The 24,111-nt window shown below is 58.8% G+C and carries 24 protein-coding genes; 9 read left to right on the top strand and 15 right to left on the bottom strand.

The window, feature by feature from the left end:
* Positions 1-416 precede the first annotated feature (416 nt).
* Positions 417-935 (bottom strand): hypothetical protein, encoded by a 519-nt coding sequence (locus PSQ90_RS06665; RefSeq protein ID WP_282212624.1) that lies wholly within the window; start codon positions 933-935, stop codon positions 417-419.
* Between the two features lie 274 nt (positions 936-1,209).
* Here PSQ90_RS06665 and PSQ90_RS06670 point away from each other — a divergent pair, with 274 nt between their 5' ends.
* Positions 1,210-2,121 carry an HNH endonuclease gene (locus tag PSQ90_RS06670; protein ID WP_282212625.1) on the top strand — a complete coding sequence of 304 codons (912 nt, stop codon included), beginning with the start codon at positions 1,210-1,212 and terminating at the stop codon, positions 2,119-2,121.
* A gap of 225 nt (positions 2,122-2,346) precedes the next feature.
* On the opposite strand, the gene lepA is transcribed toward PSQ90_RS06670, so the two are convergent.
* Complete coding sequence (gene lepA / locus PSQ90_RS06675; RefSeq protein ID WP_282212626.1) at positions 2,347-4,152, bottom strand: translation elongation factor 4; 1,806 nt, start codon at positions 4,150-4,152, stop codon at positions 2,347-2,349.
* A gap of 140 nt (positions 4,153-4,292) precedes the next feature.
* Here lepA and PSQ90_RS06680 point away from each other — a divergent pair, with 140 nt between their 5' ends.
* Complete coding sequence (locus PSQ90_RS06680) at positions 4,293-4,991, top strand: extensin-like domain-containing protein (protein WP_282212627.1); 699 nt, start codon at positions 4,293-4,295, stop codon at positions 4,989-4,991.
* 2 nt (positions 4,992-4,993) lie between these two features.
* Here PSQ90_RS06680 and PSQ90_RS06685 read toward each other — a convergent pair whose 3' ends face one another.
* Positions 4,994-5,131, bottom strand: a complete 138-nt coding sequence (locus tag PSQ90_RS06685) for a hypothetical protein (protein ID WP_282212628.1) — start codon at positions 5,129-5,131, stop codon at positions 4,994-4,996.
* Positions 5,132-5,236: 105 nt separating this feature from the next.
* Between PSQ90_RS06685 and PSQ90_RS06690 the strand changes: the two genes are divergently transcribed.
* Both PSQ90_RS06690 and mbfA read left to right on the top strand, forming a co-directional pair.
* On the top strand, positions 5,237-6,148 hold the full coding sequence (locus PSQ90_RS06690; protein WP_282212629.1) for a LysR substrate-binding domain-containing protein: 912 nt from the start codon (positions 5,237-5,239) through the stop codon (positions 6,146-6,148).
* 55 nt (positions 6,149-6,203) lie between these two features.
* Positions 6,204-7,184, top strand: coding sequence for an iron exporter MbfA (mbfA, locus tag PSQ90_RS06695; protein WP_282212630.1), 981 nt, complete (start codon positions 6,204-6,206; stop codon positions 7,182-7,184).
* A gap of 39 nt (positions 7,185-7,223) precedes the next feature.
* Here the strand turns inward: mbfA and PSQ90_RS06700 are convergent, their stop codons facing one another.
* Positions 7,224-8,000 (bottom strand): alpha/beta fold hydrolase, encoded by a 777-nt coding sequence (locus PSQ90_RS06700; RefSeq protein ID WP_282212631.1) that lies wholly within the window; start codon positions 7,998-8,000, stop codon positions 7,224-7,226.
* Positions 8,001-8,196: 196 nt separating this feature from the next.
* Positions 8,197-8,721: a DUF2306 domain-containing protein gene (locus tag PSQ90_RS06705; RefSeq protein ID WP_282212632.1), complete on the bottom strand. Its 525-nt coding sequence runs from the start codon at positions 8,719-8,721 to the stop codon at positions 8,197-8,199.
* Positions 8,722-8,821: 100 nt separating this feature from the next.
* On the opposite strand from PSQ90_RS06705, the gene PSQ90_RS06710 reads away from it, so the two are divergent.
* The gene (locus PSQ90_RS06710; RefSeq protein ID WP_282212633.1) at positions 8,822-9,601 is read left to right on the top strand and encodes a LytTR family DNA-binding domain-containing protein; all 780 of its coding nucleotides are present in this window, start codon (positions 8,822-8,824) and stop codon (positions 9,599-9,601) included.
* Between the two features lie 27 nt (positions 9,602-9,628).
* Here PSQ90_RS06710 and PSQ90_RS06715 read toward each other — a convergent pair whose 3' ends face one another.
* Positions 9,629-10,021 carry a DUF1801 domain-containing protein gene (locus PSQ90_RS06715; protein ID WP_282212634.1) on the bottom strand — a complete coding sequence of 131 codons (393 nt, stop codon included), beginning with the start codon at positions 10,019-10,021 and terminating at the stop codon, positions 9,629-9,631.
* A 52-nt stretch (positions 10,022-10,073) separates the two neighbouring features.
* Entirely contained in the window at positions 10,074-11,114 is a 1,041-nt protein-coding gene (gene trhO, locus PSQ90_RS06720) for an oxygen-dependent tRNA uridine(34) hydroxylase TrhO (protein WP_282212635.1), read from the bottom strand.
* 102 nt (positions 11,115-11,216) lie between these two features.
* Here trhO and PSQ90_RS06725 point away from each other — a divergent pair, with 102 nt between their 5' ends.
* From PSQ90_RS06725 to PSQ90_RS06735, 3 genes are all read left to right on the top strand, one after another.
* On the top strand, positions 11,217-12,254 hold the full coding sequence (locus PSQ90_RS06725; protein WP_282212636.1) for an aldo/keto reductase: 1,038 nt from the start codon (positions 11,217-11,219) through the stop codon (positions 12,252-12,254).
* Between the two features lies 1 nt (position 12,255).
* Entirely contained in the window at positions 12,256-12,879 is a 624-nt protein-coding gene (locus PSQ90_RS06730) for a hypothetical protein (RefSeq protein ID WP_282212637.1), read from the top strand.
* Positions 12,880-13,050: 171 nt separating this feature from the next.
* Positions 13,051-13,935: a glycosyltransferase family 8 protein gene (locus tag PSQ90_RS06735; RefSeq protein ID WP_282212638.1), complete on the top strand. Its 885-nt coding sequence runs from the start codon at positions 13,051-13,053 to the stop codon at positions 13,933-13,935.
* Positions 13,936-13,945: 10 nt separating this feature from the next.
* Here the strand turns inward: PSQ90_RS06735 and PSQ90_RS06740 are convergent, their stop codons facing one another.
* The 7 genes from PSQ90_RS06740 to PSQ90_RS06775 form a co-directional block, all read right to left on the bottom strand.
* On the bottom strand, positions 13,946-14,764 hold the full coding sequence (locus tag PSQ90_RS06740) for a glycosyltransferase family 32 protein (RefSeq protein ID WP_282212639.1): 819 nt from the start codon (positions 14,762-14,764) through the stop codon (positions 13,946-13,948).
* 25 nt (positions 14,765-14,789) lie between these two features.
* A complete protein-coding gene (gene pheT / locus PSQ90_RS06745; protein WP_282212640.1) occupies positions 14,790-17,213 on the bottom strand; it encodes a phenylalanine--tRNA ligase subunit beta in 2,424 nt (807 codons plus the stop codon).
* 12 nt (positions 17,214-17,225) lie between these two features.
* A complete protein-coding gene (locus tag PSQ90_RS17030) occupies positions 17,226-18,269 on the bottom strand; it encodes an ASCH domain-containing protein (protein ID WP_328517530.1) in 1,044 nt (347 codons plus the stop codon).
* Positions 18,270-18,276: 7 nt separating this feature from the next.
* Positions 18,277-19,398: a phenylalanine--tRNA ligase subunit alpha gene (gene pheS / locus PSQ90_RS06760; protein WP_282212641.1), complete on the bottom strand. Its 1,122-nt coding sequence runs from the start codon at positions 19,396-19,398 to the stop codon at positions 18,277-18,279.
* A gap of 110 nt (positions 19,399-19,508) precedes the next feature.
* A complete protein-coding gene (rplT, locus tag PSQ90_RS06765; protein WP_282212642.1) occupies positions 19,509-19,913 on the bottom strand; it encodes a 50S ribosomal protein L20 in 405 nt (134 codons plus the stop codon).
* Between the two features lie 23 nt (positions 19,914-19,936).
* Positions 19,937-20,137, bottom strand: coding sequence for a 50S ribosomal protein L35 (gene rpmI / locus PSQ90_RS06770; protein WP_282212643.1), 201 nt, complete (start codon positions 20,135-20,137; stop codon positions 19,937-19,939).
* A gap of 142 nt (positions 20,138-20,279) precedes the next feature.
* Positions 20,280-22,532, bottom strand: coding sequence for a methyl-accepting chemotaxis protein (locus PSQ90_RS06775; protein WP_282212644.1), 2,253 nt, complete (start codon positions 22,530-22,532; stop codon positions 20,280-20,282).
* Between the two features lie 272 nt (positions 22,533-22,804).
* Between PSQ90_RS06775 and PSQ90_RS06780 the strand changes: the two genes are divergently transcribed.
* On the top strand, positions 22,805-23,119 hold the full coding sequence (locus PSQ90_RS06780; RefSeq protein ID WP_282212645.1) for a hypothetical protein: 315 nt from the start codon (positions 22,805-22,807) through the stop codon (positions 23,117-23,119).
* A 32-nt stretch (positions 23,120-23,151) separates the two neighbouring features.
* Here PSQ90_RS06780 and PSQ90_RS06785 read toward each other — a convergent pair whose 3' ends face one another.
* A complete protein-coding gene (locus PSQ90_RS06785; RefSeq protein WP_282212646.1) occupies positions 23,152-23,994 on the bottom strand; it encodes a glycosyltransferase family 2 protein in 843 nt (280 codons plus the stop codon).
* Positions 23,995-24,111 lie beyond the last annotated feature (117 nt).

Here is a 24,111-nt window from a genome sequence, read left to right on the forward strand (position 1 = left end):
TAGTTCCTTGTTTTGAGTGATTAATTCCCACTCGATTTTACGGAGGCACCTTGACTTGACAGGCGCCTTGCCACCCCGTGCCAATCAACGAGGCAGGTGGAGGCCGGTTCCTGAAAAGTTCGGCGCTGGAACCAATTGTGATAATTTGGCCACGCCAATTGCCCGACTGGCCAAAAAGCCATCGGGGAACAAGCAGACGGGCCCCGAGGCGGCTGACGCCTCGATGATTTGTTTTGTGTGAGACGCAAGTGCCTCGGGGCGCCGGGCTTTCTGGACTGCGGAGCGCTGCATGGGCCTGGCTGGCAGGCCGACATCCGTCACGCGGACCCAGGCGGAAAACGACTTCCGCCCTCCCGGCTGTCCTGCGCGCGGTTGGTCGTTGCAACTCCGTCCGGGCCCGCAGGATGGTTTTGAGTTTACAGCGGGTTTTGGCTGGGGGGATAAGTTCTGGCCATAAGGGTTGGCGTGCGGTCCGCCAATATCTTTTCAATGCGCCGCGCCAGCTTGGCGCGCAGGCGGGCGGTATCATCCTTTGCCGGCGCGGGTGGTGGTGGCGGCAGTTGCGGCCTGAGGCGCTGCACCGGCAAAAATCCATTGTCGCCCAGGTGCCAGACGTAGCAATTATGCTGACCATCATAACTGGTGCAGCGCGCTTCATATGCCACCAGCCCCGCCAGCGCCTGCCCCAACTGGGCCGCCAGCGCGCCATAGACAGGTGCGGCCACCGGCAGAGCGCGCCCGGGCGAGCGCACCAGAAACGGGCGACAATCAAACAACAAGCCTTCGGCGACCATCCGCACCCCTTCAGGCACCTCGGCCCCCGGCCGACGCGCCGCTGCCGCCTCGGCCTGTTTGGTCAGGCTCGTCAATCGCAAAAAGATCGCCTCATGGCGCTGGGCGGCGGGGCGCGTGATTTTGATTATTTTGTCGGGCATGGGGTTTCTCCTGCATGAATTTATTGCGTCAGGAGAGAGTAGGCCGGGTGGGTGAGGGCGGGGATTATGTTCCCATACACCTGGGACGCTCGTGGCGGCATGTCACGATGGGCCCCGGGTCAAGCCCGGGGTGACACGCGGTGGAGTAGGGTGGTTTTGGGTGATATTTGTAGTTTGGGGGGACTTCTGATCAACAGACCTTGCCATATCGATCTGCCGTGACAGATAATTCGTGTCTAATATTTAGATACCAAATCGTTGCAGAGCCAACCTTATGAGTTTCGGCATTTTCATTCACCGAGCGGATTCGATCTACAATGATAGTCCGGCTGAGCGCTATCAGTTTCCGAAGCGATATCTGAAAGCCGCAAAGTCCTGCGTTGGCGATTGGATCGTTTACTATGAGCCAACAAAGGTCCTGGGCACCAAGGGCTATTATGCCGTGGCACAAATCGCGGAAATTGTCCGTGATGAAAGTGCGCACGATATGTATCTGGCGTACGTTAAACCCGGTAGCTACCTTGAGTTCGCCAATCCCGTTCCCTTCAATCTGGACGATGGATTGGCCGAGACGGGCCTTCTAAATGCCAATGGGCAAATATCAGGACTCAGGCAATCTGCCGTTCGGCCATTGTCCGCACGAGATTTCAATCGCATCGTTGGCATCGGTCTGGCAGATATCGACGTATTCCTGCCGCGTGTAGATGATGTTGAGCACAGCGAGCCGCTGCGCTCAGAGTTCGACGACGAGCAGGCACCATTTGAGTATGAACAAGAACGGGTGCGTCATACGGCGCTGACATCGCGGGTTGTGCGGGATAAAGTGTTTCGGCGGGTAATACTGCGGGCCTATGACGAACGATGTGCAGTGACCGGGCTAAAATTGATCAATGGCGGCGGACGTGCTGAAGTTGAAGCAGCCCATATTCGCCCGGTGGAGGCCAATGGTCCGGATATCGTCAATAATGGCATGGCCTTGTCAGGCACCGCCCATTGGATGTTCGATCGCGGCTTGATAGGCTTGGCTGACAATCAGGAAATAATGATCTCCCGTCACGTCAACGACCGTGACGGCGTTGAAAGTATGATCAACACAACGGGGAGGTTGATTGGGCCACTCAAGGCACGCGATGGACCACACCCAGCGTTTTTGGCATGGCACCGCGATAATTGCTTCAAGCACTGAGTTTTGGTGGACCGGCCCACGGGGCACGCGGGGATCCATTGCGAGGTTTCGGTTTGATTCCGGATGACGCGTTTTGCGCCGGTGGTGGCACTTCACGATGGGCCCCGGGTCAAGCCCGGGGTGACATGCGGTGGGTGGGGAAGTGCGCGGCTGATCCAAAAAACCCGGGACAATGTGGGGCCGGCGCTGGGCGTGACGTTCTAGTTGCGTCCCCAAAAACCAAAACTATTCGTCACCCATTTTGAGGGCTTTGATGAAGGCTTCCTGGGGGATTTCGACGTTGCCGTACTGGCGCATCTTGGCCTTGCCCTTTTTCTGCTTTTCCAGAAGCTTGCGCTTGCGGGTGGCGTCGCCGCCGTAGCATTTGGCGGTCACGTCCTTGCGCATGGCACGCACGGTTTCGCGGGCGATGATCTTGCCGCCGATGGCGGCCTGAATGGGAATGACGAACAGGTGTGGCGGGATCAGCTCCTTGAGCTTTTCGCACATGAGGCGGCCACGGGTTTCGGCCACAGTGCGGTGCACCAGCATGGAAAGCGCATCGACCGGTTCGGCATTGACCAGCACAGAGAGTTTGACCAGATCGCCGGGGCGATGTTCGATCAGGGCATAATCAAAGCTGGCATAGCCCTTGGAAATGGACTTTAGCCGATCATAAAAATCGAACACCACCTCATTGAGCGGCAGTTCATATTCGACCAGCGCCCGGCTGCCGACATAGGAGAGGTTTTTCTGAACGCCGCGCCGGTCCTGACAGAGTTTTAGAATAGAGCCCAGATATTCGTCGGGCGTCAGAATCGTCGCCTTGATCCAGGGTTCGCGGATTTCCTCGATCTTCATGACATCGGGCAGATCGGCGGGATTGTGCAGCGCGATGGTTTGGCCATCGGTCTGGACGATCTCATAGACCACCGAAGGGGCGGTGGCGATCAGGTCGAGATTGAACTCGCGACTCAAGCGTTCCTGAATGATTTCGAGATGCAACAGGCCCAAAAAGCCGCAGCGGAAGCCAAAGCCCAAAGCGGCGCTGGTTTCCATTTCGTAGGAAAAGCTTGCATCATTGAGCCGCAGCTTGCCCATGGCGGCGCGCAGCTCTTCAAAATCGGAGGCATCGACCGGGAACAGGCCACAGAACACCACCGGCTGGGCCGGGCGGAAATCGGGCAATGCCGTGGCGGTGGGCTTTTTGTCGTCGGTGATGGTGTCGCCGACATTGGTATCGGCCACTTCCTTGATCGAGGCGGTGAAAAAGCCCAATTCACCGGGGCCAAGCTGATCGACCGCGACCAGTTTTGGCGTGAATACGCCAACGCGGTCCAGCTCATAGGTGGCCTTGGCGTTCATCATTCGGATTTTCTGGCCTTTTTTGACCGTGCCATCGATGACGCGGATCAAGACGACGACGCCGAGATAGGTATCGTACCAGCTATCGACCAGAAGCGCTTTTAGCGGCGCACTGATATCGCCCTTGGGCGCGGGCAGGCGGGTGACGATGGCTTCAAGGACCGTATCAATGCCCATGCCCGATTTTGCCGAGATTTCGAGCGCATCGGACGCATCGAGCCCGATGACGTCCTCGATCTGCTGTTTGACGCGCGGAATATCGGCGGCGGGCAGATCAACCTTGTTGAGCACCGGCACGATTTCATGATTGGCATCAAGCGCGTGATAAACATTGGCCAGGGTCTGCGCTTCAACGCCCTGGGAGGCATCCACCACCAGCAGCGAGCCTTCAACGGCGGCCATGGAGCGCGAGACCTCGTAGGCGAAATCGACGTGTCCGGGGGTGTCGATCAGGTTGAGGATATAATCCTCGCCATCCTGAGCATGATATTTGAGGCGCACGGTCTGCGCCTTGATGGTAATGCCGCGTTCGCGCTCGATATCCATCGAATCGAGCACCTGAGCTTTCATCTCACGGATTTCCAGCCCGCCGGTCAATTGAATGAGGCGGTCGGCCAAAGTGGATTTGCCGTGGTCGATGTGAGCCACGATGGAAAAATTGCGGATATTTTTAAGCGGCGTTGTCATGGCCGCGCTGATAGCAGAAGCGGGGCATGGCGCAAAGATGGTTTATGTGCCCTTAACCGCGCTATTTGCGTGATTGTGTCATTGATGGCAACGATTGGCACGCTGGCGGCGTTTGGAATGCCATGCGCTGGCTTTGTATCATGATGATGAGTGTTGCTCTGACGGGGCCGGTTGGGGCGGCGGAGGTGGCGCTGCCGCGACCGCGACCGGCGGCGACAAAGCCGGTAATTGTGCCGCCCGAGGTGACAAAGCCCGAGGTCGAGGCAAAGCCAGCGGTGCGACTTTACCAGACCGCCTGCCCTGCGGTGATCAACGGTCAGGTTGAGGCGAAGGCGTTGCCGCCGATCAGCGAAGGGGTGTGCGAGGCGCGCTCGCCGCTCAGTGTGACGAAAATTCTGGCCAACGGAAGGTTGGTGGCGCTGTCGAACCCAATCATCACCGATTGCGCCATGGCCAGCAGCCTGCCCGGATGGGTTGCGGCGATCGACGGCTATTTGGGGGCGGTGCAGAACACCCAGCTTGAGACGATTGTGGTGGGCACCAGCTATATGTGCCGCAAGCGCAATAACGCGGCGGACGGTTTGACTTCCGAACATGGTTTTGCCGACGCGCTTGACGTGGTGGGCTTTGCATTTGGCGATGGCACGGCGGTCAGTTTGACTAAGGATTGGTTGCCCGCCGAGGGGGCGGGGGGACGGTTGTTGCGGCTGGCCCACGATGCGGCCTGCGCCCGGTTTACCACGGTTTTGGGACCAGAGGCCAATGCGTTGCACCGCGACCATCTGCACCTTGACCTCGGGTGCCATGGCAAGACCTGCACAGCGCGGCTGTGTGAATAGGGTTATGCGCAGGGGCAGTCGTTTTGCGGATGATAGGACGGCAGATCAGCCCATTGCCGGGTGGGTAGCCGGTCGAGCGCTGCCTGCGGGCAATCGCGGCGCAGGAGGGCGCGGAGCCAGTTGTGCAGTATCGTATACATAATGTAACTCCTTCTTGCGGGTTTTCTGGATGTATTCGTCAGAGTGATCCTGCCTTGCCTGGAAATCAATGGACATTGCCGGAGCAATCTCTATAGATTTTCTATATGACAAATCCGTTTCCCATACCGCTCAATGCCTTGCGCGCCATCGAAATCGTGGCGCGGCGGGGGGCGTTGGCGCCGGCGGCGGAGGAACTTGGAGTAACCATTGGAGCGGTCAGCCAGCATGTGCGGCGGGCCGAGGAGCGGCTGGGGTTTGAACTGTTTAAGCGAACGCCGCACGGGCTGGTGCCGCGCCCGGTGCTGGCGCAGGTTTTGCCGCAGATCACGTCGGGATTTGCGGCGCTACAGGACGGGCTGGCGAATTTGAGTGGGCGCGACGAGCAGGTGCTGAACCTGACTATGGGCAGCGTATTTGCCTCGCGCTGGCTGATCTGGCGGATCAATAAATTTACCGCGCTAAACCCCGCGTTCGAGGTGCGTTTGACGGTGACGGCGGCGATGCTGGATCTGGGGCGGTCCGACATTGATTGTGCCATTCGCTATGGGTTGGGTGATTGGCCCGGGGTGGCCGTGAGCCGGATCGGGGGCAGCCATTTCAGCCCGGTGTGTGCGCCGCAACTGGCCGAGCGCCTGCCTGATCCGGCAGCGTTGGCGCAGGTGCCGGTTATTCATGACCAGACCAGCATGTTGTCCTGGCCGCTCTGGAAAAAGGCGGCGGGACTGGGGGAGGACGCGACTTTTTCCGGGCCGGTGATTTCGGATGCGTCGCTAGCGTTTGACGCGGCGATTGCGGGACAGGGTGTGTTGCTGGCAGCCGACATGATGAGTGCCGACGCGGTCAGCGATGGGCGGTTGATTCGCCCCTTTGCCATTTCAACCCAAGGACCGACCGGCTACTGGCTCGCGACAGCCAAGGGACGGCGCGAGCCGGAAAAACTCAAGCTGTTTCGGCGGTGGCTCGAGGATGAAGTGGCAGCATCGACGAGTGGATACATGGGGCAAATTAAGCAGTGACTTGCCGATAGATTAGAATTATTCTAAATATCTAACTCTTTGTGCCGGGTCCGCCATGATGCGTTTTTTACCTGATAATCGTCGTGATTTTTCTTCGCTCAATGAGCGCGAAATCCTGTCGCTTGCTATTGCCGCCGAGGAAGAAGACGGGCGGATATATGGTGAGTTTGCCACCAGACTTGGCGAACAATATCCCGGCTCGGCGGCGGTATTTGAGGGCATGGCCGCCGAGGAGGACGAGCATCGGCGGCGGTTGCTGGACCATTATCGCGAAAAGTTCGGCGAGCGGCTGGTGCCAATCCGGCGCGAACATGTGCGCGGGTTCTTGCAGCGCAAGCCGCTATGGCTGATGCAGAATTTAACGCTGGAGGGCGTGCGCCAGCAGGTCTGGGAGATGGAAGAAGGCGCCTACCGCTTCTATATGGCAGCGGCCGAACAGACCCAGGATGTGGGGGTGCGCAAGCTCTTGGGCGATCTGGCGGCGGAGGAACGCGCCCACGCCAATGCGGCCGACAAGCTCGAGGCGACCGAACTGGGTGCCGAAGCGCGATCACAGGAAGCCAGTGAAGAGCATCGTCAGTTTGTCCTGACTTATGTGCAGCCGGGGCTGGCGGGGCTGATGGATGGATCGGTGTCGACATTGGCGCCGGTGTTTGCCGCCGCTTTTGCCACCGGCGACACCTGGCAGACATTTCTGGTGGGGCTGGCGGCAGCCGTTGGCGCGGGTATTTCGATGGGCTTTACCGAGGCGGCGTCCGACGATGGCAAGCTGACCGGGCGCGGCTCACCACTCAAGCGCGGGCTGGCCGCCGGGATCATGACCGCCATCGGCGGGCTGGGCCATGCCCTGCCCTATCTGATCCATGATTTTACCCTCGCTACCACGATTGCCGTTGTGGTGGTTTTGATCGAATTGTGGGCCATTGCCTTTATCCAGAGCCGCTATATGTCGACCCCGTTCTGGCGCGCCGCCCTGCAAGTGGTCGTCGGCGGTGCGTTGGTGTTTGCGGCGGGGGTTTTGATCGGCAGCGCCTGACCATGAAACTGCAAACCATTGTGCAGCCGCAAATCGCCCCTAACCGCCGGGCCGATCAAGAAACCGCATGGCCGTTGCAGTAAATGGGATCAACGAATCATAAATGGGAACGTGGTCGCCGCCAGGAACAATCCATAACGCCGCATCTGGTATGGAACGATAGATACTCACCGGAATATCTACGGGAAAAAAATTGTCGCGGTCGCCGTGCACAATGAGTGTACGCGCCGAAATGGTTGATAAGCTCTGCGTCGTGAAATTCATATCATCGTGATTTTCGGCAAAGCCGTTGAACTGAGAAATAAGTTGGTGAACCTGTTTATCACCGCGAGTTGCGCACGCCCGATACATCGCCTGCACGTCCTGGGGTATGGTGCCAATCGAGGCTCTACGCATTATGCCCCTGGCCTGGTCGGTGAAATGGGTGGTTGCGCTAATCAGCACCATTGCCTTGATGCGAGCTGGCTGGCCGGTGGCCATATGCAGGAGCGTCATGCCTCCTGAACTGATCCCCATGGAAGAGAAACGTTCTATGCCCAGCCTGTCCAACAGGCGGAACACATCGCTGGCCGCCTCATGATGTGTGAACGTGTTTGCTGGATTGGTGGAGTAACCATGGCCGCGCAGGTCGATGAGGATTAATCTATAGCGCTCTGAAAGCTCGGCGACGAAGGGATGCCAGTTCTGTGTGGAGCCGCCAAATCCGTGCAAAAGTACCAGGGGCGGGCCATCTCCGTACTCCTCAAAATACATTTCGATGTCATTGACTGGCACCGTTTGCCCGCGCGTGGTCATTGGTTTGGGCGCATTATTCATTGTCCTCAGCTGGCTGGTAGAAACAGGGCTTTAATAGGCGGCACACCGCTCACCAAGCGACAACATGCGCGAGCGATTTTGCTATTTTGCCATGAGTCCTATCGCATCGCCAAGGACCGGTTGCACGCTCCTCGAATTTATGGATGAACGGCAAAAACGGGTGGCCGACGCCTCGCCAGCCCCACGCCTGCGAAACCTAGTGGGCCAGGCTTTTCTGCCGCCGGGCGCGGCGGGCCGGCCGATATCGAGCAATCATGATGGTGGCCAGCGCGATGGTAATGATGGTTATGCCAAAGGCCAATAGCTCGGGCATGCTGGCCCCGTCGGCACCAAATATGACCCGGTTCATGATCCGCGTCGGCAGGAAGGTGAAGAGGCCGGTTATCAGCAAGGCGCCGATATAGGTCAGCTGCATGGTGCGTTTGTGCCGCGTGATATTGCGCTGGCGCGCATAGGATACGGCGCGCCACAAGGCGTAAAGTGTGCCCAGCGACAGCAGATGGATGGGGCTGAACAGGCCAACCATGCGCAACTCCCAGATAAACAACGAGCTGATACAGACCACGACCAGCAGGCTGACCCAGATGCGGCCCATCATTCTGTGACGCGCATCGCCTTTGCGATTGAACAGCACATAGGCGCCGGTGATCAGGGCAAGGGTGGCGGCCAGCGCGTGTAGCTGGATAATGGGGCTGGCGTGGAGGAGTGGGTCGAGGCTCATGAAAATCTCCGGCGGTTGGCGGCTCGTACGTCTTGCAAGTGCAGATGCCCGCGCTAGAGTGCAGGCGCAAATTGTGATGCGCCAAACCCCGGATTTCTACGTGAGCAACTCGCCCCTGCGTTTCACGATGCGCGAAATGCGCGCCCAGATGACCAATCGCGCCACCCAGATCGTGCTGCTGGGGCTGGCTATGGTTTTTGGATTGTCGGGCCCGTTTGGCACGTTTGACGCGCTGGAGCCGTTGCCACGCCTGCTCTATTGGGCCGTGGTGGTTCTGAGCACCTATGCCATTGGGACGGCGACGGCCAATCTGGTCAAATTTGGACTGACGCCGACCGGGATGAACCCCTGGATATTGGCTTTGGTTGAAGGGTTTGTCGGCGGTGTGCCGGTAGCGCTTTGTGTATTGGGCATCAATCTGGTGGTTATGGGGGACTTGGGTATTAATCCCTGGCACCTGCTTGCCTATTGCATGATCATTTGCGCTGGCGCGATCATCATTACGCGCCTTGTCGAACGTGCCCGGGTTCCGGTTGCCCAAACAGCTGCCGCACCGGCGCCGCAGCCGCCCGCCATCCTGCAACGGCTGCCCCTGCCCCAACGCGGAAAATTGCAGCAGATTTCGGTTGCCGACCATTATGTCGAGATCACCACCGACAAGGGGCACGGGCTGGTACTGATGCGGCTGGGCGATGCCATTGGCGAAACCGGCGCGGTTGAGGGCCTGCAAATTCACCGCTCGCATTGGGTGGCGCTCGATGCCGTGGTGCGCTGCATACGGGTCGATGGCAAGCCAATGGTGGAAATGGTGAATGGCACCCGCCTGCCGATCAGCCGTTCGTTCTTGCCAGCGGTAAAAGCTGCGGGGCTTATACCGTAGCGGGGACCGACACTGGCCTTTAAATGGTCAATTGTACCCCAGAGCGTTTTTCCGCTCGCTTGCGGCGCTTCGGATCAAATCGACCAGCGCGGGATTGGCGCATTCGGCCATCGAGCGGATTTTGACATGCCGCATTTTGGCGCCAGTGCCCTCGAGCAAATTGTCTGGATCATCAAGCGCGACGCCATAATTGAAGCCGAGATTGACCCATCGCGCGTGCGGGATGATATGGAGATAGCTCTCGGTCATTTTTTTGGTGCCGACACCAAAGTTGGCGGCGCGGTAGCCGAGTTGAACCACAAGGCACGTTTCCGGATCAGCGGCCAGCACCAGATCGCGCAGGCGACGGACAACCGGCTGCACCGCGTCTGGTGCCAAGCGGACAATATCGTCAAAACTGCCGGACTTTTCCGCGCTCATCGTGCCAATCCCATCCCATCGAGTGGCCCGTTGGACAGCCCGAAATCGAGCCTTAGCCGACCTTGCCACTGGCGCGCGCCCGGTTGGCTTCGGCGCGCTGTTGCTTGGCCATTTTTCGCGCTTTGGCAGCGTTATGGGAGGCATCGCCCATATGCTCAAGCCCGCGCGCACGGGCCAATTCGATCTGGCGATGACGTTCGGTAGCAGCCGCGTGTTTTTGGGGCTGGTCGGCGCAAAAAGGACAGCAGATATCTTGCTGATAGGTCGGATCGGCGCGGTCAGCAGCGGTCAGCGGATGGCGGCAGGCCCGGCACAGCGTTGCATCGCCTTCGACCAACCCATGGCCAACGGCGACGCGCTCGTCAAAAACGAAACATTCGCCCTGCCAGCGGCTATCCTTGGCCGGAACGGTTTCGAGATATTTCAGAATGCCGCCCTTGAGGTGAAACACTTCCTCAAAGCCTTTGCTCAAAAGGTAAGAGGAGGCCTTTTCGCAGCGGATGCCGCCGGTACAGAACATCGCCACCTTCTTGTCGCGGGCCGGGTCAAGGTGGGTGGCGACATAGTCTTTGAACTCAGTGAAATTTTTGGTCGCTGGATCAAGAGCGCGCGAAAAGGTGCCCAGGCCCACTTCATAATCATTGCGGGTATCGAGAAGCACGATGTCGTTGCGCTCGATCAGCGCATTCCAGTTTTGCGGCTCGACATAGGTGCCCACGGTTTTTGCCGGATTGGCCTCGGGAGCACGCAGGGTGACGATTTCGGGCTTGAGCCGGACCTTCAAACGCAGGAATGGCATGGCGCTGGCCGCTGAATACTTGATCTCGGCGCCGACAAGCCGCCCGGCAAAGATCGCGCCGTCCAACAGAAAATCGGCCAGGGCATCAATGGCCTGGGGACTGCCAGCAACCGTGCCATTGATGCCCTCGGGGGCCAGGATCAGCGTACCGGCAACTGCGCGGGCGCGGCAAAAATCTTCAAGCGCTGGAACGATTGCGGCAGCGTCGGGCAATTGGGCGAATTTATAAACGGCCATGACCTTGAAAAGAGAGGTCTTGAAGGTTGGGGCGGTTTGGGTCAGGTTAGCATTCATAGGGCAGGCCGCTGTTGGAATTTGTCCGCTTCTATCATTGCTCGCGCCGCGCTGCAAAGGGCGACGCAGTTGGGCAACCTGCACGAAATCTGGAGCTATGCCATGACTTATCGCGCCGATCCGGCACGCTATGACTCAATGCAGTACCGCCGCTCAGGCAAATCCGGGCTGAAACTGCCAATCATCAGTCTCGGGCTGTGGCAGAATTTTGGCGGCACGCGGGACTATCCCAGTGCCATGGAAATCCTCGGACATGCGTTTGACGCCGGGATCACCCATTTCGATCTGGCCAACAATTATGGGCCGCCAGCAGGATCGTCCGAAGAATTGTTCGGCACGGTTTTGGCGCGCGATTTTCGCCCCTATCGCGACGAAATGATCGTTTCGACCAAGGCGGGTTATAATATGTGGCCGGGGCCTTATGGCGAATTTGGCAGCCGAAAATATGTGCTGGCGAGCCTCGATCAAAGCCTTGGGCGCATGGGGCTCGACTATGTCGATATTTTCTATTCACACCGGTTTGATCCCGATACCCCGCTCGAGGAAACCATGGGCGCTCTCGCCCACGCCGTGCGGTCGGGCAAGGCGCTTTATGTCGGCATTTCCAGCTATCCAGAAAAGGAAACCCGCGAGGCCTATCGGATATTGAAGGAGATGGGGGTGGCCACCACCATTCACCAGCCCTCCTATTCGATGCTTAATCGCTGGATTGAAGACGACAAGACCATGGATGCCTGTGGCGAACTGGGCATTGGCATGATTGCCTTTTCGCCCCTGGCGCAAGGGGTGCTGTCGGGCAAATACAACAAGGGCAAGACCGAGGGTACGCGGGGCGGCAATCCCAACGGATCGTTGCGGGCCAGCCATATCGAGCCACGTGTGCTCGCCGCCGTCGAGGCGTTGGAGCCGATTGCGCATGCGCGGGGCCAGTCCATGGTGCAGCTGGCGCTGAGCTGGGCGTTGCGGCGGCCTGAAATGACCTCGGCGCTCGTCGGTGTGCGCACGCTTGAGCAGCTCAAAGACAATCTGGGTGTGCTCAATAATCTGAGCCTTGCCGACGATGAGATCGCGGCCATTGATGCGGCGACCAAGGGCGGATTGATGGATTTACATCCGCGCCCCAGCGGCTGGCTGCGATAGGATGATGATGCGGGCCGGGTTGAAAGAAATCCTGGCGGGCGTGGCGCTGCTGATCGCTGGCTGTGCGCCGGCGTTCAGTTTTGATGCGGCGACCGATGCAGTGCTGGGGTCGCTCAAGATTGGCAAGGTGCTGCACCAGAACGCGCTCACCACGCTGATGAGCGGTTCGCAGCGCTGGTGCTACGATCAGCAGCAAAACAGTTGTGGCTGGAGCGATATTTATCTCGATATCGGGGACGAGCGGGTCAGCTACGAGGGATCAACGCTGTGGGACGAGGCCACCGAAATTGCGGTGGTGCACGAATTGGCACTGCGCGATGATCGCTATGTGTGCGAAGTGGCCGAAACGGCAACCCCGACCACCCGCGCCATTGCCGTGGGCAGTGGCCAGCCGATCGGGGGGCGTCCTTTAGCCGAACTCAAGGCCGAAATCGGGGCGGCAGAAGCGGCGGACATTTCCTACGATTGTTTTGATTATGTGCTGATTTCGCTCGCCCAAAACCGTGAAAGCCTGATCTTGCGCCAGCGTCAATATATCAATGGCACCACCGACGCCGCCAACGATGTGTCGGTGACGCTGCACTTCGATCCAACCGTCGCCCATTCGCTGAAATTGCGGTGGTGAGGGGTGTTTCGCTGAAACGCGAGGCGGGTGGTATCTGAACAGCAAGCCTGCATTCCTGACATCGTCGATTTTGCATGTATCCAGCTTTTGTTGGTGCCAGCGAGGCCGTAGTTGCGCTCGGCGGTCGGTATGCTAGAAGCCCGCGTTGGGAACAGTCCGGCGGGATGGGCATTGACACAATCAAAATCAGCTTCAACCAGTCAGCCCATGCATATTGCGCTGACGTTTGACGATAATTTCTGGGCGCCTGCGTATGCGGTGATGCGGTCGGTCTGTGTGCATACCAAGCGCAAGGCTGATCTGGTGTTTCACCTTTGCCATCGCACCATGAGTGATGCGCACAAGGCGGACCTCGCCAAGATCGCAATCGAATTTGGCGCCAAGCTGGTCTGGTATGATCTTGATCAATCTGACCAGTTCAATCAAACGGTCGACCGCATTCCAGCAAAAAAACGGTTCGGCAAGATCGTCTATGCGCGCCTGTTGCTGGACCGGCTTATTGATCCTTCAATCGAGCGGGTGGTCTATCTCGATTGCGATGTACTGGTGCGAGCGCCCATCGAGCAGCTATACGACGTCGATCTGGGCGACTGCGCAATCGGGGCTGTTCGCGACACGATGGGCGGCTTTATCACCGGGGGACGTGACCTGGCGCACAATGGCGAGATATTTGACATCGCCGACCCCTATTTCAATTCCGGCGTCATTGTCATCGATATTGCCAAGTGGCGCGAGGCCGATATTGGCAGCCGGATCGATGGACTTCTGGCCGACGGCACCATGGACAAACTCTATTTTGATCAGGACATTTTGAACCTGATATTTGTCAACAAATGGCAACAACTGCCCGCGCGCTGGAATACGATTGACGCGCGCGGCGCGCACGAAGGCATGGACGTTGCCTTGTTGCATTATACGGGCCCATCAAAGCCCTGGAACCTGATATCGACCGTGGCCTATCGGCGATTTTACCGCCATGTAATGACCAATGAGCTGTTTTATCGCTTCATGCGGCATCGCTGGAAGCGGTACTGGGCAAAAAAGTTCGGACGTTAACGGGGAAGCGTTAGGCGGTCGGGTCGATATTGTGACGGGCGCAGAGGATTGCCATGGCGCTGTCGGGGGCGGGCAATTGCATGCCGGCGCGACCGCGATTGGTGAACTGGCTGCGCCAGACGTGGACGCCCAAAGTTTCAGGCCTGATCACGGTTTCGATGCGGCTGCCGGGTTGCATAAGCGCGGGTACATCCTCATAGGGCACCGGGTAGAACACGGGCGGCGGTTGCACCTGATCCCAGAGACCGCGCTGGCGGGCAAAATGGGTCAGGGCAAAAGGGCCGGTGGCGCCATATTGCATGTTTTCAGGTGGCACTTTCAGGCCGACCAGCCGCTTGGTAGCGACTTCAAGACGCCGGATCGGGGGCAGGTGCGGCTCGAACAGGGGTCGGTTTTCTGCCGAAAAAACCTTTATCAGATCATCGAGCAAGGGCGCGTTGGCGGGCATTGAGAGCACCGCTACATTGATCGAGCCGGGGCGCTCAAAGCCCATCAGATAGTCTGGCAGATCGGCAAAGGGGCGGACGCAGAAAATATCGGCGTCTGACCAGATGCCCGCTTCGGCCTGCAACAGCTTTAGCCGAAAATAGTCGGAAAACACTGCCGGGGTGCCGTGGCCCTTGTAAAAAACGAGGCGATCTTCGGGCACGATCTTTGCTGCATCGTGCCAGACCGCGCCGGTTGGGAGGTCGGGGACTGGGGCGTAGCTATAGAGGTGGAAGGCGTGGCCCTGAGCGATGAAGGTGCGGATGCACAAATGCTCCAGCCAGCTCAAGGGTCCATGCCAGAAAGAAGCGATGACCGGCAGGCCGTTTTCCTGTGCGATCATCGCGCTTATTTCTTTCTCAAATCGGTCACGCCCGGAGCGTGCCGCCGGTTGATTTGGTCACGGCGCCAATGATGGCGGCGGAGACTTTTTCGATATCCTCGTCGGTCAAGGTCTTGTCCAGCGGCTGAAGCGTTACCTCGATGCCGACGGACTTCTTGCCTTCCCCGACATGAGCGCCTTCAAAGACGTCAAAGATACCAACATCGCTGATCAGGTTTTTGTCGGCGCCCCTCGCGGCGCGCAAAATGACAGCGGCAGTGACGGCGCGATCGACCACAAAGGCGAAATCGCGACTGACGGGCATCAAGCCTGAGAGATTGAGCGCCGGCTTGGTTTTGGTCGGTTTTTTGCGCGGTTCGGGCAGCGCGTCGAGGTCGATTTCAAAGGCGGCGACCGGACCATCGAGATCAAGTTCGGCGGCCCAGGCGGGGTGCAGTTCGCCGAACCAGCCGAGAATGAGCTTTGGCCCAAGTTGAATGCGACCGCCCCGGCCCGGATGGCTCCAGGGCGCCGGTTCGGCCACCACCTGCACCTTGTCGATATCAACGCCCAAGGCATCGAGCGCGGCGCCAATATCGGCCTTTGCGTCGAAAACGCCGACCGGTGCGGCCTTGCCGGTCCAGTGGCGACCTGCGCCGGTCAGCCCGGCAGTGCCGGTGCGGATGCCGGTGGCGTAGGTGTGCTGGCCCTCGGGCGCGGACGACAGGAAAATCTGACCCACTTCAAAGAAGCCCAGATCGGCAATGCCACGATTGGCATTGCGCTTGGCCGCCGACAGAAGGCCGGGCAACAATGAGGGACGCATGTCGGTCATGTCGGCGGCAATGGCATTGGCCAGTTGCAACTCGTCCTGACCGCCGCCGAATTTTTCGGCCATCTCGTGATCGATAAAGCTCCAGGTGACCGCCTCGTCCAGCCCCCGCGACGCCAGGGCCCGGCGGGCAATGCGGCGACGGTTCTGGATGGTCGTCAACATGGGAGGGGCGACATGGGTGAGCCGCTCGAGTGGCTCGACCGGGACATTATCGACCCCGACCATGCGCATGATTTCTTCGGTCAGATCGGCCTTGAGGCTCACATCGGGCCGCCAGCTTGGCACCCTGATTGTGAGGGTGTCGCCCGTGGCTTCAATGGCGAAGCCCAAAGCTGTCAAAATGGCCTTGATCACCATGGGTTCAACGTCGAGCCCGGTCAGGCGTTTGACTTCGCTCAAGGGGAACTGGATGGTTGTATTGGCATACACATCCTCGCCCGAAATCACCGGCTCGCAGGGCTCGCCGCCACAAATCTGCATGACCAGCCGGGTGGCCAGTTCGAGGCCCGGTTCGGTCAGCGCCGGATCGACGCCGCGTTCCAGCCGATAGCGCGCATCCGAGACAATGCCCGTCGCCCGACCGGTGCGGGCAATAAGATCAGGGTCCCAGCTGGCGCATTCCATGAAGATATTGACGGTGCCCTCGGTGCAACTGGTGGGCACGCCTCCAAGGATGCCGCCGAGGCAGAGAGCGCCGCTATCGTCGGCAATGACGGTCATGGTTTCGTCGAGTTCGTGGCTTTTGCCATCGAGTCCTTCAAGGGTTTCGCCCGGCTTTGCGTTGCGCAAATAGGGCGCACCAGTGAATTTATCGGCATCATAGGCGTGCAAGGGGCGACCCCAGCCGAGCGAGACCAGATTGGTAATATCGGCCAAGGCATTGATGGGGCGGAGGCCAACGGCGCGCAGGCGCTGTTGCAGCCAGTCGGGCGATGGACCGTTCTTGACATTGCGGATCAGGCGACCGGCAAATTTGTGGATGGTTTTGGGCTCGTCGGCGGCAAATCGCTGCTCAAGCGCGCCAATCGGGCTGGGACCAACGGAAGGGACCGGCGACATGTCGGCGGGCTTTAGCGCGCCCAGCCCATAGGCGGCCAGATCGCGGGCGATGCCATATACCCCGGTGGCGTCGCCGCGATTGGGGGTGATGGAAATATCAAAGGTGACGCCATCCAGTTTGGCGAACTGATCGTAGGGCACGCCAACCGGCGCATCCTCCGGCAATTCAATGATGCCGTCGTGATCGCCCGACAGCTCCAGTTCGGCGCCCGAGCACAACATGCCATTGCTGACCGCGCCGCGAATATTACCCTTGCCGATGGTCATGTCCTTGCCCGGAATATAGGTGCCGGGCGCGGCGAAGACGGTTTTCAGACCGGTGACGGCATTGGGCGCGCCGCAGACCACATCGATCAACTCGCCAGTGCCAGCATCAACCTTGCAGACGCGCAATTTGTCGGCGTTGGGATGTTTTTCGGCCGACACGACATGGGCGGTGACAAAATTCTTGAGCGCATCGCCCTCATGAATCACCTCTTCGACTTCCAGCCCGATCATGGTCAGGGTTTTGGCAATGTCGGCGACGCTGGCGTCTGTATCGAGATGCTCTTTGAGCCAATCAAGGGTGAATTTCATTGCTTTGGCACCTTACCGGAAATCGCTGGCTGACCCGGAAATCGCGGGCAGTTGGCGGGAAATCTTGAACAGTTCGACCAGCACATTGGCAAAGCCGCGCGCATCATCAATGGCGTTATGGGTGTGGGCGATATGGCCGTAAAACTCGGCGGGCAATTTGCTCATGCCCCAATCGAGATAGGGCGCGCCGCGCAGGGTGCCAGCCATGGTGTAAAGACACACACCGCCGCCCCTGAAAATCTGCCGTGTCTTGAACGGGCCGCTTAAAACCCGCGTGCCAGCATAGACATCCAGATAATGGTCCATCCACAGACCATCAAACATCATCGGCGCGGCGGCGAAAACCTTGGGGCCGGGCAGGCTATCGACCCAATCGGCAAAGCGCGGCATGACGATTTTCGGCGCCTCGGCATTTTCGGTCGCCGCCTTCCACGCCTCAGGCTGTGTCTGCCACCAGGCCATGGTGGTCGGGTCGGTGCCACGATCGGCGCGCGGCTGCAATTGCGCTTCAAATTCACCATGGCGCGTCCCGTCGGCTTCAATCGCCACCGAGGCGAAACTCAGCATCGAATGATGCAGGGGCGTTGGGCCATTGCTTTCAATATCGGTGACAATGAAGATGGGGCTGGCGACTTGGGCATAGAGCGCTCTTCCGGCTGGCAAGATTTCCACCAGTTTGAAGGTCTCGCAGACAATCTCCATATCGGAGGTGAAACCGCCATTGCGGGCGAAATAGGCCTCATGGCCAGCGCGCCATTGTGCATAGTCGCCTTCCCCTTCAAGATCGGAAAAGGTGGCGGTGATGGCGGCGAACGGCTTGATCTGGACCGAGACGGTTTCGATGCGGGCCGTAGCTTCACCGCGCCCGTTGAGCACGATATCGCGCCGTCCCACGACCGGCATCGGCTCGCCGTCAGCGCCAAAATCGCGCAGAGCGCCACAGGTCGCGGTTTTTTTGCCGGCCAATACCAGTGCGAGCAGCGAATCGGCCAGTGCCGGGCTGTCCCCAAAGCTGAACGCTATGTCGCCATCCACATTTGGCGTGGTTTGGGCCATTAGCTACTCAGCCCCCAAAAAGGGTTGGCAGGTCAAGTGGCCGGAACCCATAATGATCGAGCCAGCGCTTGTCGGCGTCAAAGAAGGCGCGCAGATCCGGCATGCCATATTTGAGCATGGCGATGCGATCGATCCCCATGCCCCAGGCAAAGCCCTGATAGACGTCCGGGTCAAGGCCGGCCATGCGGATGACATTTGGATGGACCATGCCGCAGCCGAGGATTTCGAGCCAGTCACTGCCCTGCCCGATCTTGACTTCCGAGCCTGAGCGGTCGCATTGCACATCGACTTCCATCGAGGGTTCGGTGAAAGGGAAGAAGGACGGACGGAAGCGGGTTTTCACTTCGTCGACCTCGAAATAGGCCTTGAAGAATTCTTCCAGAACCCAGCGCAGCTGACCGATATGGCTGGATTTGTCGATCACCAGACCTTCGATCTGATGGAACATCGGCGTGTGGGTCTGGTCGCTGTCATTGCGATAGGTGCGGCCGGGAATGACGACGCGAATGGGCGGGTCCATCGGCGGGGTCATATATCTGACTGCCGGTTTTTCATTGGCTTTCTGCATGACGCGGATCTGCACCGGCGAGGTGTGGGTGCGGAGCAGTTTCTTGACCCCGTCGGGTCCGGGCTTCATGAAAAACGTGTCGTGCATTTCCCGGGCGGGATGGCCTTCGGGGAAATTGAGCGCGGTGAAATTGAAATAGTCGGTTTCGATATCGGGGCCTTCGGCAATGGAAAAGCCCATGTCGGAGAAAATCGCGGTGATTTCATCGAGCGTCTGGCTGACCGGGTGGATGCGGCCCCGCGCGGTCGGCGCGGGCTGCAGCGGCAGGGTGATATCGACGGTTTCGGCGGCCAGCCGCGCTTCGAGCGCCTTGGCCTTGAGCTCAACAAGGCGCTTTTCGATGAGGCCCGCGATTTCGCCCTTGAGCCCGTTAATCGCCGGTCCGGCGGTCTTGCGCTCTTCGGGGTCCATCTTGCCAAGGCCCGCCAAAAGCGCTGATACACTGCCCTTTTTGCCTAGACCCGACACGCGCACGCCATCAAGGCTGGCCTCATCGCTGCTATTGGCAATAGCGTGGGTCAGTTCGGCGCGCAAACTGTCAATCTGATCGTCTAGGGACATGGCTGGTTTCTCTTAAGAGCGGTGGGCAGACTGCTTTTACAAAACAAAACGCCCTGCGCCAGCCCCCAAGGGCGGCACAAGGCGCAAATTTGCCTCAGCGATGCTGAAGATCAGGCGGCGTTGACGCGCGAGTGGGTCGTTTTTTCGACCCCTTCGAGATATGCCAGTGCTGCCTTGGCCTTTTCGACCAATACGCCGAACGCTTCGGGCTGGGTGATCGCGAGATCAGACAACACCTTGCGGTCAACGGCAATCTCAGCCTTGCTGAGGCCGTCGATAAATCGACCATAGGTCAGGCCATGATCGCGCACGGCGGCGTTGATACGCTGGATCCACAGAGCGCGGAAATTACGCTTCTTGACGCGACGGTCGCGGTAAGCATATTGGCCTGCCTTTTCGACGGCCTGCTTGGCGATACGGATGGTAGACTTGCGGCGGCCATAATAGCCCTCCGCAGCCTTCAAAACTTTTTTATGGCGGGCGTGGTTGGTAACGCCTCTTTTAACGCGTGACATGTGTCAGCTTCCTTTCAGCGTTCTTAGCGGTTGTAGGGCATGTACCACTTGACCAGGTTTTCATCGCCCTTTTGCAGGATCTTGGTCCCACGATTGGTGCGGATGTACTTGGCATTGTGGTTGATCAAACGGTGACGCTTGCCTGCGACACCGGCTTTGACGCGGCCAGTCGCTGTGAAACTGAAACGCTTTTTGGCGCCAGATTTGGTCTTCATTTTGGGCATTTTGCGGGTCCTTGGTGTTTATAGATAGGTTTGGGCCTATCGCATTCATAGATCGCCACGGCATGCCTTTTGGCCGGGCGATCCGGAGAAGTTGGCTCTATAGGGGTATTAGACCATCATGGCAAGCCAGCAGTTGCCATTTTCAGCTGGCCAGACGTCGCGATGGGGCCGATTGATCGGATATTTCGGCCTCGCGTCCGGTAAACTCGGCCACGATGGCATCGAGCAGGCTGGCCTGCGCCTCTGTCTGGCAGATGGCGGCGTTGGTTTGTTCAACGAGCGCCGCGTTATTCTGGGTCATGACATCCATTTGCGCCATGGATTGGGCAATTTCGGCCACCGAGGCTGCCTGACGCTGGCAGGCCGCTGAAATCGCCTGCATCTGCTGGCCATTGTCACCGGTTGCCGAAACGATGGCTGTCAGTTTTTCCGCCGCTTCGATTACAAGACGAGTGCCGCCTTTGACCTCGTCGCCCGACTGTTCGATCAGAACCTTAATGTCCCTGGAAGCGACGGCGGCGGACTGGGCCAGACGGCGCACTTCCTGGGCAACGACAGCAAAGCCATTGCCGGCTTCCCCGGCGCGGGCCGCTTCAACCGAGGCATTTAGGGCCAGAAGATTGGTCTGGAAGGCCACATCGTCGATCAAGGCGATGATGTTGGCAATCTTGCCGACCGAAGTGGTGATGCGATCCATTGCATCGGTGGCCGCGTTCATGGCCTGCTCGCTTTGGTCGGCGACACCCATCGAGGCCTGCATGGCCAAAGCGGCATTATCGGCGCGATCGGCATTGTCCTTGATCGAGCCATTGAGACTGGTGATGGCGGTTGAAGTTTCTTCCAGAGCGCTAGCCTGACGGTTGGTACGTTCGGACAGATCATCGGCGCCGGTCAGGATTTCCCCGGTTGCCAGTTTCAAGGCGCGCGCCGACTCATCCAGGCGCGTCATGGTGGTGGCCAGGAATTCGGCCAACATGTTGGTATTGTCCTTGAGGACCTTGAAGGCCCCGGCATAGTCGCTTTCAACGCGACGGCTGAGGTCAGCTCGGGCCAGTCCCGCCAGTACGGCACCGGTTTCCTCCAGCCCCCGCGATACGGTATCGAGCAGGCCATTGACCGAGCGGGCTACGCCGTTGAGATCGGCGGCGCCATAATCGCGCTCCAACCGCGTGGCGAAATCGCCCATGGCGGCGGCCGCCAGCAGGAATTCGATATCTTCCTGCAATTCATCGCGCACTGACTGACGGGCCGCGGCCTCGTCGGCCTCGTTGATCCGCATGCGCTCATTTTCCATGATGGTGCGACCGTTGGCGCCAAAGACTTCCAGCGCGCGGGCGATGCGGCCCAGTTCATTGCTCTGGTCGGCCCCAGCCATGGTAACTTCAAAGTCGCCGTCAGCCATTTTTTCCATAGCCTCGGACATCAGACGGATCGCGCCGGACAACCAGCGCGCAATAATGATGGCCAGGGCAATGCCGATGGTTAGCGCCAATACACCAAAACCAATGGCACCGGCATGGGTCTGGATGGCCTGAGACTGGCTGGCGTCGCCCAAATGCTGCTGATTGGTTTGTGCCTTTTTCAGAACGTTGGCGTAGGTCGCCCCAATCGCAGTGTCGATGGCGCTGGCTTCGCCACCGAGTTTCTGGCGTTCGGCGAGACTGGTATAGGACTTTTCGATCATCTGGCCGAAGGGCGCAACCAGCGCCGTGACATCGTCCACCCGCGCTATGTCGTCGTCGCGGAAAAATACGGAGCGCAATTGTTCAAGGGTTGCCAGTGATTTGGCCGCCAACTGCTTTGTCTTTTCAAAGGAATCAGCGCTCGGATCGGTCATGAGCGCCGTGGCCGCAATGCGGGTTTGCAGCAATTGCTCCGTGGCCAGGCCCGATACGGCTGCGGCCCTTGCATTCAGATTTGCCGATTGAGCCGTCTCTGCAATCAGAGCGCCCAAGGTATCCGTCGCGGTGGCGCCTGCCGCCAGGAGACGTTTGGTGGAGGCCGAAATGTCCTTGTCGAGGTCGATCATCGTGGCAAGCAGAGTTTGATAACGCGCCAGATTCTGACCAAGTTCGGGCGCAGAGAGTGCGGTGGTCCGGCCCATCAGGGCGCGCTGCTGGTTGACCAATTTGTCCAGCCGCGCCGCCACCTTGTCGCCGCGCTCGGCATTGGGGACCAGTTCGTAGCGCGAAAACGCCAGCCGGGTCTGACCCAACTGATCGACCAGTTGATTGATGGCGCTGGTTTCAGAGCTTATGGCGCGGTAGCCGCCAAAGGTGCCGGTCAGGGACTGCACCCCCATGACCGCGACCACAACAACAATGGCCAGCAAAGCGGTCAGGGCTCCAAACGCTGCATAGATGCGTCCGGCAATCGACAGGCGTGACAAATTCATCGGTATACCCAGTAGTACAAATCCCCTACGCACAAATACCGAACAAGAGTTAAAGAGCTGCAAATCCTACAGTCATCATCTTGTTACATAGAGATTTTTTGGGTTGTCGCGAAAGTCGGGTGAACAATTCGGGGCGTCATCATTTTGATGGGCGAGGTGGGCCAATCGCCACGCTCGGTAAAACAAGGCTGAAACTCTTTTTGGGAAGGTCCCGTTGTTTCAACCGAGCTTAGAAAAACTCGCCCCGCGTCAAACCCCAAAGGAATTACATCATGAAAATGTTCAAAATCATCGCCGTTACCGCTACGCTTTTTGCTGGTGCCAGTGCTGCCTACGCCAGCCCCTTCAACGCCATGGGCGGGGTCGACGGCCTTAGCATGTTGAGCGATGCCACCTATGCAACGGTTCTGACCACCTCAGCAGGCGATGTACCGTTCCTGCGCTCGCAGACCGATACCCAGGCCCTGCAGCAGCGCATTGCCAACAACCCCTATCTGGCCAAATCGGTGCATGATCAGGGCTATGAAATCACCGATGTAATCGGCCTGGATGCTAGCGGTTCGAGCGTAACGCTTTACGTCCTCTAATCTTTGCATCATCTCTCCCGACCGGGCGGCCCTTAAACGGGCTGCCCGTTTTTGTTGAGCATTGGCTCGAGATGATCCTCAAATAATTGGCCGGTTTCGGGCGCATAAAGGCGTTCGGCCTGGAGTGAAACCTCGAGGAAATCTATCAGGCCGTCGCGGCCCTTGTCGTTGGCGAGCGGATAGTATGTCGACCCCAACCGCTGCAAAAGAACCTGCTTGGAAGCGATCATGCCCGCCTTTGCCTTGTCACTGTTGCTCATCGAGCCGGCCCGCTTGATATAGTCGTGCAGCGGCGCGCCCAAATGAAAGCTTTGGGGCGCAGTGCGGTAAAGCTGCAGCAGGAATTCCAGATCCGTCATGTTGCTCATGCTCAGATCATAACGTCCGTCGGCGGCGCGCCGGTCCCAGACCAGCATTGAATCCATTGAAATATTGACCCATTTATGGGCGCCGGGCGTCAGCACCCGATCCGGACCGCTCGCTACAAAACGCAAATGGACAAATTGCTCGTCCATGACATCAAGGGCCGTTGTCACAATGGGGTGTTCGGCCAGCGCATTGACGGCCCGCTCGAGTTTTTGCGGCTTGAGCCGATCGTCGGCGTCCAGAATTGCGGCATATTCGGTGGAGATATTATCAAGCGCCACATTGCGGGCAGCCGAAGCACCGCCGCCCAATTGGCCGCTATCAAGGAATTTTATCCGCGTATCGGTAATGCCTTCTGCGCCGAGCACTGGCCCATAATCGACGCCATCGTCGGCAACAATGACCAATTCCCATGCCGAATAGGATTGATCAAGCACGCTCTTGACGCTGTAGCCGATGGTGGCATGTGCCTTATAGGCTGGCATGATGACCGAGACAGTTCCGCGCACGACATTTCTCCCCTTTGCACTCACCCTTGAAGCATTCTCATCACTGCCCCATATCTGTTGGGAACGCCAGATGCTGAAAGAAATCGGGTCTGCGTTTTGACGTTGCTTGATTCAAGG

The sequence above is a fragment of the Devosia rhodophyticola genome (genome assembly GCF_028816475.1).
Taxonomy (GTDB): Bacteria; Pseudomonadota; Alphaproteobacteria; order Rhizobiales; family Devosiaceae; genus Devosia; species Devosia rhodophyticola.